This is a genomic window from Shewanella sp. NKUCC06_TVS, assembly GCF_019345515.1.
Lineage (GTDB): Bacteria > Pseudomonadota > Gammaproteobacteria > Enterobacterales > Shewanellaceae > Shewanella > Shewanella oncorhynchi.
In genome coordinates this window covers 1-15317 of record NZ_JAHKQX010000010.1, presented here as the reverse complement: position 1 = coordinate 15317, position 15317 = coordinate 1, and the positions used below count along the sequence as shown (strand labels likewise).

16 protein-coding genes, 1 tRNA gene and 1 rRNA gene are annotated in these 15317 nt (G+C 47.5%); 8 read left to right on the top strand and 10 right to left on the bottom strand.

Annotated features, from left to right (window positions below; all coding sequences use genetic code 11):
* Nucleotides 1-42 precede the first annotated feature (42 nt).
* From KO531_RS12340 to KO531_RS12325, 4 genes are all read right to left on the bottom strand, one after another.
* Nucleotides 43-1023: an MDR family oxidoreductase gene (locus KO531_RS12340; RefSeq protein WP_131525142.1), complete on the bottom strand. Its 981-nt coding sequence runs from the start codon at nucleotides 1021-1023 to the stop codon at nucleotides 43-45.
* 174 nt (nucleotides 1024-1197) lie between these two features.
* Nucleotides 1198-1716 (bottom strand): ankyrin repeat domain-containing protein, encoded by a 519-nt coding sequence (locus tag KO531_RS12335; RefSeq protein WP_105251059.1) that lies wholly within the window; start codon nucleotides 1714-1716, stop codon nucleotides 1198-1200.
* Nucleotides 1717-1893: 177 nt separating this feature from the next.
* Nucleotides 1894-3414, bottom strand: coding sequence for a catalase (locus KO531_RS12330; RefSeq protein ID WP_275956703.1), 1521 nt, complete (start codon nucleotides 3412-3414; stop codon nucleotides 1894-1896).
* A 282-nt stretch (nucleotides 3415-3696) separates the two neighbouring features.
* Nucleotides 3697-5598 carry a sigma-54-dependent Fis family transcriptional regulator gene (locus KO531_RS12325; RefSeq protein ID WP_219251313.1) on the bottom strand — a complete coding sequence of 634 codons (1902 nt, stop codon included), beginning with the start codon at nucleotides 5596-5598 and terminating at the stop codon, nucleotides 3697-3699.
* A gap of 380 nt (nucleotides 5599-5978) precedes the next feature.
* Here KO531_RS12325 and KO531_RS12320 point away from each other — a divergent pair, with 380 nt between their 5' ends.
* Complete coding sequence (locus KO531_RS12320; RefSeq protein WP_219251312.1) at nucleotides 5979-7499, top strand: aldehyde dehydrogenase family protein; 1521 nt, start codon at nucleotides 5979-5981, stop codon at nucleotides 7497-7499.
* Between the two features lie 165 nt (nucleotides 7500-7664).
* Here the strand turns inward: KO531_RS12320 and KO531_RS12315 are convergent, their stop codons facing one another.
* Both KO531_RS12315 and KO531_RS12310 read right to left on the bottom strand, forming a co-directional pair.
* The gene (locus tag KO531_RS12315; protein ID WP_219251311.1) at nucleotides 7665-8168 is read right to left on the bottom strand and encodes a hypothetical protein; all 504 of its coding nucleotides are present in this window, start codon (nucleotides 8166-8168) and stop codon (nucleotides 7665-7667) included.
* Nucleotides 8169-8251: 83 nt separating this feature from the next.
* Nucleotides 8252-8716, bottom strand: a complete 465-nt coding sequence (locus KO531_RS12310) for a DUF2809 domain-containing protein (protein WP_219251310.1) — start codon at nucleotides 8714-8716, stop codon at nucleotides 8252-8254.
* Nucleotides 8717-8932: 216 nt separating this feature from the next.
* On the opposite strand from KO531_RS12310, the gene KO531_RS12305 reads away from it, so the two are divergent.
* The 7 genes from KO531_RS12305 to KO531_RS12275 all read left to right on the top strand — a co-directional run bounded on the left by KO531_RS12305 (nucleotide 8933) and on the right by KO531_RS12275 (nucleotide 13505).
* Entirely contained in the window at nucleotides 8933-9520 is a 588-nt protein-coding gene (locus KO531_RS12305) for a cytochrome b/b6 domain-containing protein (protein ID WP_219251309.1), read from the top strand.
* Nucleotides 9521-9573: 53 nt separating this feature from the next.
* Complete coding sequence (locus KO531_RS12300) at nucleotides 9574-10020, top strand: DUF1924 domain-containing protein (RefSeq protein ID WP_219251308.1); 447 nt, start codon at nucleotides 9574-9576, stop codon at nucleotides 10018-10020.
* A 103-nt stretch (nucleotides 10021-10123) separates the two neighbouring features.
* The gene (locus KO531_RS12295; RefSeq protein WP_219251307.1) at nucleotides 10124-10687 is read left to right on the top strand and encodes a diheme cytochrome c; all 564 of its coding nucleotides are present in this window, start codon (nucleotides 10124-10126) and stop codon (nucleotides 10685-10687) included.
* Nucleotides 10680-10946 carry a PepSY domain-containing protein gene (locus tag KO531_RS12290; RefSeq protein ID WP_011787607.1) on the top strand — a complete coding sequence of 89 codons (267 nt, stop codon included), beginning with the start codon at nucleotides 10680-10682 and terminating at the stop codon, nucleotides 10944-10946. Before KO531_RS12295 ends, KO531_RS12290 begins: the two co-directional genes overlap by 8 nt.
* The gene (locus KO531_RS12285) at nucleotides 10946-11605 is read left to right on the top strand and encodes a response regulator transcription factor (RefSeq protein ID WP_006079718.1); all 660 of its coding nucleotides are present in this window, start codon (nucleotides 10946-10948) and stop codon (nucleotides 11603-11605) included. The genes KO531_RS12290 and KO531_RS12285 overlap by 1 nt, the downstream gene beginning before the upstream one ends.
* 4 nt (nucleotides 11606-11609) lie before the next feature.
* Nucleotides 11610-12926 (top strand): sensor histidine kinase, encoded by a 1317-nt coding sequence (locus tag KO531_RS12280; RefSeq protein WP_219251306.1) that lies wholly within the window; start codon nucleotides 11610-11612, stop codon nucleotides 12924-12926.
* A gap of 102 nt (nucleotides 12927-13028) precedes the next feature.
* Complete coding sequence (locus KO531_RS12275) at nucleotides 13029-13505, top strand: GNAT family N-acetyltransferase (protein WP_219251305.1); 477 nt, start codon at nucleotides 13029-13031, stop codon at nucleotides 13503-13505.
* A gap of 97 nt (nucleotides 13506-13602) precedes the next feature.
* On the opposite strand, the gene KO531_RS12270 is transcribed toward KO531_RS12275, so the two are convergent.
* The 4 genes from KO531_RS12270 to rrf form a co-directional block, all read right to left on the bottom strand.
* A complete protein-coding gene (locus tag KO531_RS12270; protein ID WP_006079715.1) occupies nucleotides 13603-13800 on the bottom strand; it encodes a hypothetical protein in 198 nt (65 codons plus the stop codon).
* Between the two features lie 411 nt (nucleotides 13801-14211).
* Nucleotides 14212-14724 carry a DUF1993 domain-containing protein gene (locus tag KO531_RS12265; protein ID WP_063885021.1) on the bottom strand — a complete coding sequence of 171 codons (513 nt, stop codon included), beginning with the start codon at nucleotides 14722-14724 and terminating at the stop codon, nucleotides 14212-14214.
* A gap of 379 nt (nucleotides 14725-15103) precedes the next feature.
* Nucleotides 15104-15180 (bottom strand) — tRNA-Asp (locus KO531_RS12260).
* A gap of 36 nt (nucleotides 15181-15216) precedes the next feature.
* Nucleotides 15217-15317 (bottom strand): 5S ribosomal RNA (gene rrf / locus KO531_RS12255); the annotation flags it as partial.

Genomic DNA, 15317 nt, shown 5'->3' with positions numbered 1-15317 from the left:
ACACCTCAGTGTTGCCATCGTGTTAAAACGTAGGAAACGGGATTACAGCTTAACTAATACACGTCCAGTGACTTGGCCTTGGATAATTTTATTCGCAAAATCAGGCACCTCTGCCAATGATATCTGCTGACAAGCTTGCTGATAAAAATGTTCGGGTAGTGCTTTAATCACAGCTTCCCACGCCGCTTTTCGCTTCTCAAATGGGCAAGAAACGGAGTCGATTCCCAGTAGGCTAACACCCCGTAAAATAAACGGCATAACGGTTGTTGGTAATGCAAAACCGCCCGCTAAACCACAGATAGCGGCTGCGCCACCGTATTGCATTTGCGCTAATGCTTTGGCGAGGATTCTGTTGCCAACGGTATCGACCACACCCGCCCAGCGCTGCGCCTCAAGCGGCTTAGCATCTTGTTCAAGTTCACTGCGATCAATCACTTCTGCGGCGCCAAGCTCCTTCAATAAAGGCGCATTCTGTTCAACTCGACCACTGCAGGCAGCCACACGATAGCCAGCATTGGCGAGCAAAGTCACCGCCACAGAACCCACACCACCACTGGCACCTGTGACAAGAATATCCCCACTTTGCGGTGTTATCCCAGCCTGCTGCAGCGCTTGCACGCACAACATCGCCGTAAGCCCGGCCGTGCCTATCATCATGGATTTAGCGGCATCACAACCTTGCGGCATGGGCACCAGCCAGTCGGCTTTAACTCGCGCTTTTTGCGCCATACCACCCCAGTGGTTTTCACCCACACCCCAGCCCGTCAAAATCACCTGATCGCCAACTTGGTATCTTGCATCCGTCGATTCGCGCACCACGCCCGCAAAATCGATGCCTGGTACCATAGGAAACTGACGAATGATTTTGCCAGCACCGGTCACAGCTAAACCATCTTTATAATTCAGCGAGGAATAGGCGACATCAACCAAGACTTCCCCTTCAGGTAAATCAGCTTCTGTGATCTGTGAAACTTGAGCAAACGTACGTTTATCTTCTTGCGTCAGTAGTAAGGCATCAAACATAAATCGCTCTCCGAAGGCCAAATCGTATTAAACGATATTCAAAAAGTTACCATAAAAGGCATAGACATCATTAACAAGCAGACTTATTGCTAATAGTAAATGCTGAGATCTAAACAGATTAAAGATAATGACCAAAAGTGATCGAGCGCAAGGAGATAGCAAGATCTAGCATCTTTATTGCTTTAAACTCGCCTGCTGTAAAGCGCCGCTTTGACCCCAGTAGCGGGCAAACTCAGTCAAGGTCATTCCGGCATTATTCGTTAGGTTCGCATCGCATTCTTTCGCGTATAGCCGCTTTACGATAGTGAATTCGGCCTTAATCACTGCGCCCATCATTGCCGTATTACCACGCTTATCTTGCAAACAAGCATTAGCACCATGCTCAAGCAATAAATCCGTTGCAGCCTCTTGGCCGTTATAGGCCGCCACCATTAGCGCGGTATAGGTTTGACTATTTCTCTGGTCAATAGGGAAGCCTGCATCGAGAAAATGCTCAAGCACTGTGATATCGCCGGTACGCGCTGCAGCAAAAAAGTAGTCCACCAGCAATTGTACTTGTGCGGTATCGGGCTCGTCCGTTTGACTGACAGTTGCGGGTGTAACCAATGGCGCTTGAAGCGAACCCGCCCCCATTGCCACCGACATACTCAGGGCCACAATAATCAATAATAAGATAGCAATAGTGTGTTTCATCAATGGCTCCCAGCACAGCTAAAATAGAGATTTAAACAATGAGACGTGACGAAATGCCCGCAAGACGCCCTCTTAAACTGGGCAGAAAAGAGCTTGTTTACGTCTTGCGGGACTTACTGGGTTCGGACTGTTAACGCGCAAATCTCTGCGACCAAAATAGTCCTAAAAATAACAAAATCAGATTGAACGTTGTTTAACGTCAGCCAAATCACCCTTTACGGCCTTGGTTAAACGCTCACCAAACTCTGGATCTGCACGATAAAAGTGACTGAGCATCTGATGTTTCACATTGGTATCGTTCACTTTACCTAAGTCACCGGCCAAGTTAGTGATCAGATCTGCTCTATCTTGCTTGCTCAAGCTGCGATAAAAGACGCCCGCTTGGCTAAAGTTATCCTGCTTGCTAATAGCCGTTTGTTGCACAGTCCCCGTCAGCGCAGTTGTTACCGCACGATAACGATTATCTTCGGCCAAGGCTAAATGTACGCTCGGTTGATAGTTCACATCGGACTGGGTATACCCCATATTGCCCGCACCTTCTTGGTTGTGGTTTGCCACCGCCACTAAGGGTTTATTAATCGGCAATTGCGACAAATTCGCGCCGAGTCGATACAGCTGAGTATCGGCGTAGGAGAACATGCGGCCTTGCAGTAATCTGTCTTCCGAAGGCTCAATCCCTGGGATCAAATTCGATGGCGCAAATGCCGCTTGCTCAGTCTCTTGGAAGAAGTTTGCAGGCATGCGGTTCAGCGTCATAGTGCCCACTTTTTGTTCTGGCACATCTAGCCACACCTTAGTGGCATCTAACGGGTTGTAATCAAACTTATTAAGCTCAGTCGGGTCGAGTAATTGAACGTACAGATCCCACTTAGGATAGTTACCCTTGTTGATCTCACTATAAAGATCATCGGTTAAATGGTTAAAGTTTTGCCCTTGGACTTTAACCACTTCATCGGGACGTAAGCCTTTAACACCTTGCAGACTCTTCCAGTTAAATTTCACGTATTTAACTTGGTTATCTCGATTCACAAATTTGTACGCATGTACACCGAAACCGTCCATTTCACGATAACTGGCAGGTACACCTAAGTTACTGTAAACCAGAGTCAACATATGGGTTGAACCCGCTTCGTGACTGAAAAAATCGAAGAAACGATTCGGATCTTGCATATTGGTCACTGGCGATGGTTTGAGTGAATGCACCATGTCAGGAAACTTGATCGCATCGCGAATGAAGAATACGGGTAAGTTATTACCGACTAAGTCCCAGTTACCTTGGTCCGAATAAAATTTGGTCGCAAACCCACGGGGATCACGCAGCGTTTCTGGCGAACCTTTCGAGTGGATCACAGTAGAAAAGCGCACAAATACGGGCGTCACTTTACCTTTTTGTGCAAAGGGTGCCGCTTGGGTTAGGTTACTAAAATCGCCACTCGATACAAACTCACCATGGACACCTGTGCCTCTGGCGTGGACGACACGCTCAGGAATACGTTCACGGGCAAAGCGTTGTAGCTTCTGGATAAGCTGCACATCTTGCAATAACACGCTGCCATTACTGCCCGCTGTGGTCGAGTTTTGGTTATCACCCACAGGTGCACCATTGTCACGTGTCAGGGTATTTGTTGGTAAAGTTTGAGCCTGCACATTCAATGTCAGACCCATAGAAATAATTAAAAGGCTTTTAGTAAGATGCATAACAGTTCCTCTTCTATGCATAACGCCAAGCTCTTTTCTGCCTGCCCGCAGTATAGTTCTGAATTTGTAATTAGAAGAAACTATCTTTATCGATTATATGAATCAATAAAACCTATTAGACATAAATTGGCAACAACAAAAAGTCACATTGTCAGATACTGAAGCTAGAGATTGTGGACTAAAACCTCTCGGTTTTAGTCTATTGCGAAGTGGATAAACGTGGGGTGATTAGGAGATATTTGGCGATTGATTGAGCTTCGTAACAAGAGCCGTAAGCTAGCATTAATCCTTAAGCCCCATCTGTTTTAATCGACGGTACAAGGCATTACGGCTGATCCCTAAACGCTTAGCGCATTGGCTCACATTGCCATTACAGGCTTGGTATGCCTGCAGCACATTGCTATAAATCGCCTCATTTAGGGAATCCGATTGAACCTTTGTGACATTTGGCTCCACAGCGAACTTACCACTTGGCAGGGGTGATGCAGAACGTTGACGGCTTACCTCTTTAAATTCATCACATAAAGATGCAGCTTGTAACAGGTCTCCTTTTAACGGCTCGCATGTGAGTTTGGCTGCCAGATAATCGGGTAAATGTTGCCAATTGAGGGTATTGTCCCCTTCTGCCATTAAACACGCGACTTGCATGAGGTTATCCAGCTCACGCAAATTCCCCGGCCAGTCGTATTGCATCATTTTCCCTAACAGTTCTGGGCAGATATCCTGCGCAGCGATACGATGTTTACGATGCAATTTATGGATAATACGCTCGATATCCAGCCGCTCGCGCAGTGCAGGTAACCGCACTTGTAGACCATTTAATCGATAGAATAAATCCTGCCGAAACAGCCCCTGCGCCACTTGTTGCTCTAAATCCATATGGGTCGCGGCAATGATTTGGATATCGACTTTAAAACTTTGATTACTGCCAACGGGCACCACTTCGCGCTCCTGCAATACCCTGAGTAAACGACTCTGTGCCGCCAGCGGCATTTCACCTATTTCATCTAAAAACAAAAAACCGCCGTGAGCTTGGCGAATTTTGCCGATAAATCCAGTGCGGTTCGCCCCAGTAAAAGCGCCAGCCTGATAACCAAAGAGTTCAGATTCGACTAACTCTGCAGGCAATGCCGCACAGTTCACCGCCACTAAGGGCTCGCTGCGACGCGCACTCTGGGCATGGAGCTTTTTAACAAACTGCTCTTTACCGACGCCAGTTTCACCAAGCACTAACAGCGGAATTTGCTTGGTGATCACCTTATTGGCATGTTGCCAAGCCCGTTCTAATTGAGGATCGCGAAACCGCACGCCCAGTTGAGTGAGCGATTTATTGCTCATCGCTACCCGGCTCTTGTTGCTGGGAATGTTTAAGGGCTGAGTCTGTAAATGCAAAGCTAAATGTTGATTAAAGCCACCCGCACGGCTCCAATTATCGCCTAAGTACTGTTCGACGGCATCGCCTACCTTGGCATGATTAAGCAATTGTTTCGCCATGGGATTACAACCCACGATGCGACCATCGCTATCGGCAATCACTATGCCCTGCCAACCCGAATTCAACAGGTTTGGCTGCGCTGCTAAATCGATTCGATAATGACTATCGGGCAGATGGCACAAAAGCGCGGTCTCGACCTGCTGCGCCAAACTGGACACTAACATCAGCGTCTGCTGGGTGTGCCTTTGCTGCTCGCTGGTGATATCAATCACCCCGAGCATCTCACCTTGGGGGGAAAATATCGGGCAAGCAGTGCAACTCATAAAACGGTTCTGGCGAATAAAATGCTGCTCACCCACCACGGATACCGCTTGTTTGGCCGTAAGCGCCGTCCCTATCGCATTAGTGCCCTTATGCTGCTCAAGCCAATTCACCCCAATATCCAGAGCTACATCCGCCAGTTTTGTGGAGTAACGGCTCACGCCCCAATGCCTAAGTACATAACCCTCGGCATCGGAGAGCAGGAGTCGGCTATTAGAATGCGCCATCAACTGATTGAACAAAGGCAAGGCATGGGATTGCACTAATGCGATGAGCATTTGATATTGCTCATGTTTCTGCTTTAGTTCACTAGCATCGAGCCTGAGTTCCTGGGGTAACTGAAATTCTGACAAGCCAGCGCCAATGCTGCGCTGCCACGAATCGGCCAACCACGCCTGTGTCGATGGTAAATGCGGTTTAACTGTCATAGCCGTGTCCCCCGAGCTGTGTTCCGTTTCGGCACAATTGCTGTGTGCCACTCAATGACAAAGTAACCACAGGACACACTTCTCTCCCTGAGTGCCCATACTTATTCAAATCTGCAAAATTAGCTTTTCATCATACTGTTAGCACAACAAGTGTACAACTCCTGCCAGTTTGGCACTCTCCTTGCGATGCTCACTTGGTATGCAAGCCTAAGGTGTTGCATAAGAGAACACTAAGCCAATCAATAGGATTGGCTTAAAGCAAAACGAAAAATATTTAAAAAGGCATCCAGCAGAGATGCATCAACAAGACTCCCTTGCTGAAGCCAAGAGCGTAAAAATCGCCAACGCCCAGCATGCCATCCACAAGAAGGAATGATTCTATGATTTATGCTCAACCCGGAACCGCAGGCGCAATCGTTAACTTCAAAGAAAAATACGCCAACTTTATCGGCGGAAAATGGGTCGCCCCAGTCAATGGCAAATACTTCGACAATCGCTCCCCCGTGAATGGCCAAAACTTTTGCCAAATCCCGCGATCCGATGCACAAGATATTGAATTAGCATTAGATGCCGCTCACGCAGCGAAAGAAGCATGGGGTAAAACCTCAGTCACCGAGCGCTCAAACCTGTTACTGCGCATTGCCGATCGCGTCGAGCAAAATCTCGAATACTTAGCCGTTGCCGAAACCTGGGAAAACGGTAAAGCGGTGCGTGAAACCTTAAATGCCGACTTGCCCTTATTCGTCGATCACTTCCGCTACTTTGCGGGTTGTATCCGCGCACAGGAAGGCAGCGCTGCCGATATCGATGGCAACACAGTCAGTTATCACTTCCCAGAGCCTTTAGGCGTGGTCGGCCAGATCATTCCTTGGAACTTTCCACTCTTAATGGCCGCATGGAAAATCGCACCTGCGCTAGCGGCGGGTAACTGTGTGGTACTCAAGCCTGCGGAGCAGACGCCAGTCTCGATTCTGGTCTTGCTCGAACTGATTGAAGACCTATTACCCGCGGGTATTCTTAACGTAGTCAACGGCTTTGGCGCCGAAGCTGGACAAGCTTTGGCCACCAGCAAACGCATCGCTAAATTGGCCTTTACGGGCTCCACCGAAATTGGCTATCACATTTTAAAATGCGCCGCCGAATCCTTAATTCCATCAACCGTTGAGCTTGGCGGTAAGTCGCCTAACGTGTTTTTTGCCGATGTGATGGACCATGAAGACGAGTATTTAAATAAGGCCGTCGAAGGCATGTTGCTGGCCTTCTTCAACCAAGGTGAAGTCTGTACCTGCCCATCACGAGTGTTAATCCAAGAGTCGATTTTTGATCGCTTTATCGAAAAAGTGCTCGCCCGTGCGCAAACCATTAAGCAAGGCGATCCCTTAGATACCGACACTCAAGTTGGCGCTCAAGCCTCTAAAGAACAGTTCGATAAAATCTTAAGCTACTTAGCCATAGGTAAGGCTGAAGGTGCAGAAGTGCTACTGGGCGGCACACTTTGCCAACTCGATGGCGGCCAAAGTGAAGGCTACTACATCAGCCCAACCATTATGAAAGGCCACAATAAGATGCGTATCTTCCAAGAGGAGATCTTCGGCCCTGTGATTTCGGTCACCACTTTCAAAGATGAAGCCGAAGCCTTAGCGATCGCGAACGATACTGAGTACGGCCTAGGTGCTGGTGTGTGGACACGGGACATGAACACGGCTCAACGTATAGGGCGTGGCATTCAAGCTGGCCGCGTGTGGATTAACTGTTACCACGCCTATCCTGCCCATGCTGCCTTTGGTGGTTACAAAAAATCCGGCATCGGCCGCGAAACCCATAAGATGATGCTCAACCACTATCAAAATACCAAGAATCTCTTGGTGAGTTACGATGTGAATCCTTTAGGTTTCTTCTAAGGTTTTGGTGTTCAAACAAGCTGATGTGAGGAAGCTTTTATTAGGTTTTTAAACGTCTTTGCAAGCAAGCTTATAAAACTTTCCGCATGAGTAATCGATACAAGTGATAAACATGAAAGGGCGAATAGCCCTTTCTTTTTTAACTGAATTTAATTCAAACCTCACTCAGTTTATATTATCAATCCGCGCTAAACGCTGAGCTAATTCAGCAAGAGATGATGCTGTTTGTGGATCGCTTTGTGGATCGACAACTTCAACCAGTTTAAGTTTTGGCTGAAAAGGTAACCAAGAACTGCCCGTTGTCATCACTAAATCCAGCACAAACTGACCGTAATAGTGCAATCTCAGTCGGTTATCCGTCATAGGCCAATGGGCATAAAGCAGAAAAGAATCGTACATTTGCGCCAAAGAGGTTGTCGCAATGAGCTTAAACCCTTCATCAAGCAGACTAAACTCGGTCGATTCTTCGAAGGGACAATCGAAAGAAGTGATGACCAAATACCCCAAGGTTTTATTGGATAAAACGCAGCGATATTGGCCTTCAATCACTAGCCCTGCAATAAAGGAGTGAGTAGGTTGACCATTGAAATACAGAGGCATTTTCAGTGGATTAGGCTCAAACCCATCGGCATGCTCTGTTAGCAGTGAAAACCCCGTTATCGGCTGCATCCCTTACCCCACTTATCTCGTCTACCTATCTCGCCTACTTATCCGCGAAAACACACGTCACGCGGCTCTTGCGGATTCAAATACTAGGACTGGCGGCTTTTCCAATAACAGCCCAGTAAGATCAAATAGCCGACAAAATACGCCACGAGATCGAGTGGATCAAAATGGCTACCTATTACTATCCGCGCCAATCGATTTTCACCCAAGCCCAGCTTATCGACTAAGCCCCAATACTGGCCAAACTCGATGGCAAAGGCAAACAGCAATACCACAAACGCCAGCCAAGGAGTTTGAAAAAAGCGTTTAATACCCTCGCCTGTGTTTTGTGCTAGGGGCTTTTCTACTGGGCTGGCAACCGGAACGACAGCCCGCACCATGCAAAACAGTAAGATCACCACCAATACATCGCCCACAAAACCACGAATAAAACCCGCAGGTGCATATAAGGCGATTAAGACTTCGGTCAAAAATAATAAAACGGCATAAATACAAAAGGATTTACGACTCGGATTGCGGCTGATGAAAGCGCGAATAACGGCGGTAGACATAAATAAGTTAATCCCTTCACTCGGTTGAGATGGCAGAATTTACCGTAATACCAATAGGTTAACAAGTGAGTTTTCGTTGACATTTAATACTCGCCACACGAGCAAGCGCATCACTCACCCCCATCAATTCGATAAATGTTCGCGCCTCAAAATTTAAGCGAGGTTTAAGTTTGGGTTAAGTAGCCTACACCTAAACCCACTTAGGAGCGTCACACCATGTCATCAAACACACTGCAAACCATCAAAGTCTGGGACCTGTTGATCCGCATATTCCATTGGTCACTCGTCGGTTTTTTTACCTTAGCCTACCTCACTGAAGGCGAAGACGAGTGGATGACCATCCACAGTTACGCAGGTTATAGCATCTTAATTTTACTGGTGTTTCGCCTGCTGTGGGGCGTGATGGGTACCCACAATGCGCGCTTTAGCAACTTTATCACTCGCCCTAAAGAAGTGCTGGTGTACCTCAAAGGGCTCATCACAGGCAAAGCCAAAGACTACATAGGCCATAACCCCGCTGGAGCAATGATGATAGTGGCCTTGATTGCCAGCATCGCCATCACGGGATTCTCGGGCATGGCGCTGTACGCTACCGATGGACACGGCCCATTAGCCACAAGCTTTTTCGCCACTTGGCCCGAAGGCGCCATAAAAGAAGTCCATGAATTCTTTGCCAACTTCACTGTGTTCCTCGTAGTTATCCATGTTGGCGGCGTCATCGTCAGCAGCCTGTTACACAAAGAAAACTTAGTCAGAGCCATGGTCACAGGCAAGAAACAACGCCCTGTGGAACAAAAAGATTAATCCATTAGCCACTTTGTTTAGCAATAAGACATCCAGCCCAAAAGGAATGCCCTATGAACAGATTAACCAGACACACGAATAAAAGTCGCCTTGCCATTGTCGCAATTTCCACCTTGCTGCTGACTAGCCTCAGTGTTAGCGCCGCCAACAGTAAAGTGCAAAGCCTGCCACTTAGCGCCGAGCGCATCGGCACGCAACTGCAACGCTATCAAGCCCAAGGCGCGGGACCCTTTACCGCCGCCGCAGGACAAAAGCTTTGGCTACAGGACATGGACGGCCGCAGCTGCGCCAGTTGCCATACCGCCAAAGTCACTGACATGGGGATGCACCAAAATACCCGTAAACCCATTGACCCTATGGCGCCGTCGATTACCGCAGATCGGTTAACTGACTCAGCCAAAATCGAGAAATGGTTTACCCGTAACTGTAACTGGACCTTTAAACGCGACTGCACGCCGCAGGAAAAAGGCGATGCCTTACTCTGGTTAAGCCTGCAATAACCGCCAAATGTCGACCGTATCACTCATTCAATTAGCTCATTTAATTAGATCAATTAATTTCAATACCTTCCACAGAAGGTAACGGCACAAAAAGGAAGATGTCATGACTCAACAAGCACACCCTATTAGCTGGCTCCTCGGCTCATCACTCACAGCCGCGGCATTAGCCATTGGCGTTATCGGCATCAGCCTAACTTTAACTGGCACAGGCTATGCCGACGATGGCCGCGAGCTCAGCCGCGCCATTCCACAAAATGCGGAATATACGGCAGAATGTGGCAGCTGCCACATGGCTTATCCCGCGAACTTACTCCCCGCCGACAAGTGGCGCGCCATTACCGCAAATCTTGATAATCACTTTGGTGACAACGCCAGTCTAGATCCTCAAGTCACTGCTAGAATTGAGGAATATCTGGTTCAACATGCCGCGCAAAATGGTAAGGTGATGAAAAATAGCACGCCGCTGCTCGTAGGTTCTGGGCCGCAGAAGATCACAGAACAGGCATTTTTTATTGGCAAACACGATGAGATCCCCAGACGTATGGTGCAAGATAACCCCAAAGTCGGCTCATTCAGTCAATGCAGCAATTGTCACAACCTCGCAGAGAAGGGCATATTCGATGAAGATACCGTTAATATTCCTGGCTTTGGCCGTTGGGATGATTAGCAGCCCAAGCACTGATGCCCACGACGATGATCTTTCCAGCAAGGTGGTCGAGTGGGTTAAGGAGGGCAAGGTTTTACCCTTCGACACCATAATGCAACGCTACGAATCACGCCTACAGGGACGGCTGCTGGACTTAGAAGTCGAACAAAAACATGGCAGGATCATCTACGAGCTCGAGATCCTCCGTGACGATGGCATAGTGTATGAAATCAAAATTGACGCCAAAACCGGCGAGTGGCTAAAGGAAAAGGTCGACTGATGCGTTTGCTATTGATTGAAGATGATACCGATCTGGTCGCGCGCCTCATTCCCGCCCTTAACAAGGCGGGTTATACCGTCGAGCACGCCGATAACGGTATCGACGGTGCCTTTTTAGGCGAAGAAGAAAACTTCGAAGCCGTGATCCTCGATCTCGGTTTACCCGGCAAACCCGGTTTACAAGTCCTTGGCCAATGGCGACAAAAAGGCTTGGCTATGCCAGTGCTTATTCTCACCGCCCGTGATGCGTGGCACGAACGGGTCGACGGCCTCAAGGCGGGTGCGGATGATTACCTCGGCAAGCCTTTTCATATTGAAGAACTACTCGCAAGGCTCGAAGTGTTGATCCGCCGCCACTTTGGCCGTGCCGACAATGTGTTGCAGCATGCAGGCGTCTCCCTCGATGTCGACAAACAAGCCGTCACCAATGTTGATGGTGAAGTGATAGAACTGACTAAGATTGAATATCGTCTGCTGCATTACTTAATGGTCAATCCCAGCAAGATCGTCTCTAAGTCAGAGCTCAGTGAACGCATTTACGAAGAAGATCAAATCAAAGACAGCAATGTCATCGAAGTGTACGTCAACCGCCTGCGCCAGCGCTTAGGCAAGGATTATATCGAAACCCGCCGCGGCCAAGGTTATCGACTCAAGGAGTAAAGGCGTGTATTCACTCAAGGGTTATCTGACGCGCAATCTGCTGATCACGCTCACCTTTGCCATGGTGCTGTTATTATATTTTCTATACCAAGGCATCCAAATATTAACCCAAGACTTTGTCGCTTCGCGTCTACAACACGATGCCGACAGCCTGATCTCCGCCCTGAATCACAATCCCGATGGCACATGGGCGCTCACCACCGACCGTTTACCCAATGTGTACCACAGGGTTAATTCTGGGCATTATTTTGCAATTCAAATCGGCGAGCAAACTCTGCGTTCACGCTCCCTATTCGACCATAACGTGAACATGCCTAAACTGACCGCTGGTGAGCAACACCAAGCCACTGAGTTTGTCAGCAAAGAGCATTGGCTGATGTTCAGTCAGGCCGTTATCAAAGATGATCAATTAGTTACCCTGTGGGTGACAGAAGATATTAGCTCGCTTGAACAAACCCAAGTGCAGTTTTTAGCCTTTGCCAGCGCAGCCGTGTTGCTCACGATTGTCATTCTATTAATAGCACAGTATCAATTACTTAAACGCGGTTTTAAACCCTTAGAGCAGATGCCAGAAGCTATCCGGCAAATGCGCATCCAAGGGCAAGAAATCAATCCTGACCAAGTGCCAAGCGAGATAGTCCCACTGATCGAAGAGATAGATCGTTTAGTCAATCAATTGGGCCAGCGAGTACAACGCTCCCGTAATGCCTTGGGTAACTTAGCCCACGAAATGAAACGTCCGTTACAAGGGCTGCAGTCCTACCTAGAAAGCCTTCTACTAGAACAGCGGAGCGAGGGCAGCAAGGTGCTCGCAAACCTGCACCACATCATCGAGAGAGAGCTTAAGCGCACTAAGATTGTCGGCCTGTCCACTCCAGGGCGTTATACCGTACTCGATGACGATCTTGCGCCGCTGATTCAAGTAATGCAGCGCATTTACCCAGACCGCATTATTCACAGCCATTACACGAGCGGCTTAGTAATGCCGTTTGATCGGGATGACTTACTCGAACTCTTAGGCAACTTGCTGGATAATGCCTGCAAGCATGGTCGCAAAAATATTGAGATCCATATCAGTCAGCAGAATGTGCCAACCACAGGCTATGGGATAGAAGTGAGTGATGATGGCGAAGGCGTCTCCGATGCCGCGCTGTCCGTTATCATTGAGCGCGGCATTCGGCTAGATGAAAGCATCCAAGGCCATGGTTTAGGATTGTCTATCTGCAAAGATATCGTCGACAGTTATCAGGGCGAACTCGGTTTTAGCCATGCGAAACAAGGCGGACTTAAAGCCAGCGTATTTCTGCCGATCCCGAATTAAACGGTATACTCACTCGGCCTGTGACCACTAAGTTCATGCAAGCCAATAGAGGGTATAATTTGCCCATTCAAACCCCTTTCACCAATCAGTCTAGAGATTTATATGAAAGTTATCGACCTAAAATCTGCCCCGCAACACATTCCACAATTGGCGGAGTGGCATCATCAAGCATGGGCACATTTGAGTTCTGCGGATGCTTCAGTCACTACATTGATTGAGGAAATGAACGAGTATTTAACTGACGCCGCCATCCCCAAGATGTTTATCTGCGAACAGGCAAATCAAGTGATGGGATCATCTTCATTAATCATCGCAGATATGGACAGCCGAACTGACTTAAGCCCGTGGCTCGCCAATGTGTATGTGAATGCAGACCATCGACATAAAGGATTAGGTAAGTTGCTCGTCAATGCCGTCGTTGAGCATGCTAGAGCGATTGGTTTACAGAAAATCTATTTGTTTACTGCAGATAAAGCCGATTTTTATCGAACGCAGGGTTGGTCAATGATTTCACATGAAGATTATAAGGGCGAGATGGTCACGATAATGGAGTATGAATTGAGTCAGCAAAGTTACTAAGTTAAGAGAGCAAGCTCCACGACGGACGTCGTGAAGCTGTACATGCTGGCTAAATATCTAGATGTGATATCCAATACTTAGCGACAAGCCAATGGCTTTAGTCAATTTCAATATCCACACCGAAACGATTGGATAATTGGCGTTGCTCGTGCAGAATTTCAATTCGGCGGCGAGTGTCTTGGGTCAACTTGTCTTTGAGGCGCAAACCACTGGTAATGGCGGCTTTTTTGGCTTTCTTGCTCTTAGTTGTCGTTGCATCAGTTGGACTCTCGACGGCTTGAGATTCGATAGACATAGCTAACTCCTTTAATTAGAACCTTAAATAGGCTCTTCCAGTAAATCCCTGCTCAAAACGAACAAACAGGTCATCTTTATAATGAGTCAATTCGCCATTCACTATTTAAGTAATAGATAATTTGGCGACTCATAAACTTACGGCCCATATCATTTACCTAAGCCAACAAAATTAAATCACATGCTAACAGGATAAAAATAATCGAGACGTAAGGTCGAAATGAAAAACTGAGTATTGATTGACTTCATCAGCGTAACAGAACCCTAACGAGTCCTAAATTTCCAGCGACAAAGCGGCATAACATAGGTAGAGAAAGAACAGGTGGTAATGCAGAAAGGTTGGTAAGCTCAAGCGGCAAAGCGCTGCTGCGCAACAATTAGGCTACGCAACAGTACTACATCTAGCCTAGATTTACGACTTATATGGCATAGCGCCGAGGTAATCTTTCTTGCCAATTTCAACACCGTTGTGGCGCAAAATCGCGTAGGCTGTTGTTACATGGAAGTAAATGTTCGGAATAGCATGCTCAATGGCAAACTCATAACCTGTAAGATATTTTCCTTCCCATCGTGGTTGTGAGACATGGATCGTGGCCGCATTAGCAAAATCATCCGCTTTAAACGTTGCTAAATAATCCAAAACTGAGCTAATACGCGCTTGCAACTCAGCCAGCGTCGTCTCGCTATCATCATGCTTTGGTACTGTATCTAAGTTATCAGTCAAACGTGCTACGCCAATTTTGGCAGTATCGCAGGCAATTTGAACTTGGCGAATAAGATTGAATTGATCCGGCGCTAAACGTGAGTTTAATAGCACCGCCATATCAACTTTCTTGAGGTTTGCGAAGCATTCGCCTTTTTCAAGAATAACGCTTAAATTTTTCAGCATCTTGCTAAATTGTACAACCGTTAAATCATAAAGCATGGCATAGACCTCATTGATGGACGCTACAAAACTGCAGCACTTAAGACGATCTTGGGGCAAATTACTCAATTTCAATCATTCTTGGAATTTAAGTATCTGCTTAATAATAAATACTTCAATATAAACGATATTAAGTCAATTAGGACGAGAAAAAGATAGACGTTACCAGTAGGCATAGAGCGTCAGCTACAAGCCAAGAGATTAAAATTATCTCGGACTGATCCGAATAACAATAACGTACACTCGTAGGAATTGGGATGGCCGGCTATGACGATAACCACATACTTCGAGCCCAAAGCATGTGCGTCACTGACACGAATTATCCGCGACACCATAACGAAAAAAGCCTCATCTTTCGATGAGGCTTATCTCTTAATGTTGGCGGAGCGGACGGGACTCGAACCCGCGACCCCCGGCGTGACAGGCCGGTATTCTAACCAACTGAACTACCGCTCCTTTAGCTTAACGTCTACACGTTAACCTAAATTAGGCGCTTGGCGATGACCTACTCTCACATGGGGAGACCCCACACTACCATCGGCGCGTTTGCGTTTCACTTCTGAGTTCGGGATGGGATCAGGTGGTTCCACAAG

Bases quoted from the DNA above. Each gene is read 5' to 3' on its own strand.
- KO531_RS12270 (WP_006079715.1), bottom strand. From the start codon at position 13,800: ATGTCTATCGAATCTCAAGCCGTCGAGAGTCCAACTGATGCAACGACA.
- KO531_RS12300 (WP_219251308.1), top strand. From the start codon at position 9,574: ATGAACAGATTAACCAGACACACGAATAAAAGTCGCCTTGCCATTGTC.
- KO531_RS12305 (WP_219251309.1), top strand. From the start codon at position 8,933: ATGTCATCAAACACACTGCAAACCATCAAAGTCTGGGACCTGTTGATC.
- KO531_RS12330 (WP_275956703.1), bottom strand. From the start codon at position 3,414: ATGCATCTTACTAAAAGCCTTTTAATTATTTCTATGGGTCTGACATTG.
- KO531_RS12335 (WP_105251059.1), bottom strand. From the start codon at position 1,716: ATGAAACACACTATTGCTATCTTATTATTGATTATTGTGGCCCTGAGT.
- KO531_RS12295 (WP_219251307.1), top strand. From the start codon at position 10,124: ATGACTCAACAAGCACACCCTATTAGCTGGCTCCTCGGCTCATCACTC.
- KO531_RS12325 (WP_219251313.1), bottom strand. From the start codon at position 5,598: ATGACAGTTAAACCGCATTTACCATCGACACAGGCGTGGTTGGCCGAT.
- KO531_RS12320 (WP_219251312.1), top strand. From the start codon at position 5,979: ATGATTTATGCTCAACCCGGAACCGCAGGCGCAATCGTTAACTTCAAA.
- KO531_RS12340 (WP_131525142.1), bottom strand. From the start codon at position 1,023: ATGTTTGATGCCTTACTACTGACGCAAGAAGATAAACGTACGTTTGCT.
- KO531_RS12285 (WP_006079718.1), top strand. From the start codon at position 10,946: ATGCGTTTGCTATTGATTGAAGATGATACCGATCTGGTCGCGCGCCTC.
- KO531_RS12265 (WP_063885021.1), bottom strand. From the start codon at position 14,724: ATGCTTTATGATTTAACGGTTGTACAATTTAGCAAGATGCTGAAAAAT.
- KO531_RS12290 (WP_011787607.1), top strand. From the start codon at position 10,680: ATGATTAGCAGCCCAAGCACTGATGCCCACGACGATGATCTTTCCAGC.
- KO531_RS12275 (WP_219251305.1), top strand. From the start codon at position 13,029: ATGAAAGTTATCGACCTAAAATCTGCCCCGCAACACATTCCACAATTG.
- KO531_RS12315 (WP_219251311.1), bottom strand. From the start codon at position 8,168: ATGCAGCCGATAACGGGGTTTTCACTGCTAACAGAGCATGCCGATGGG.
- KO531_RS12310 (WP_219251310.1), bottom strand. From the start codon at position 8,716: ATGTCTACCGCCGTTATTCGCGCTTTCATCAGCCGCAATCCGAGTCGT.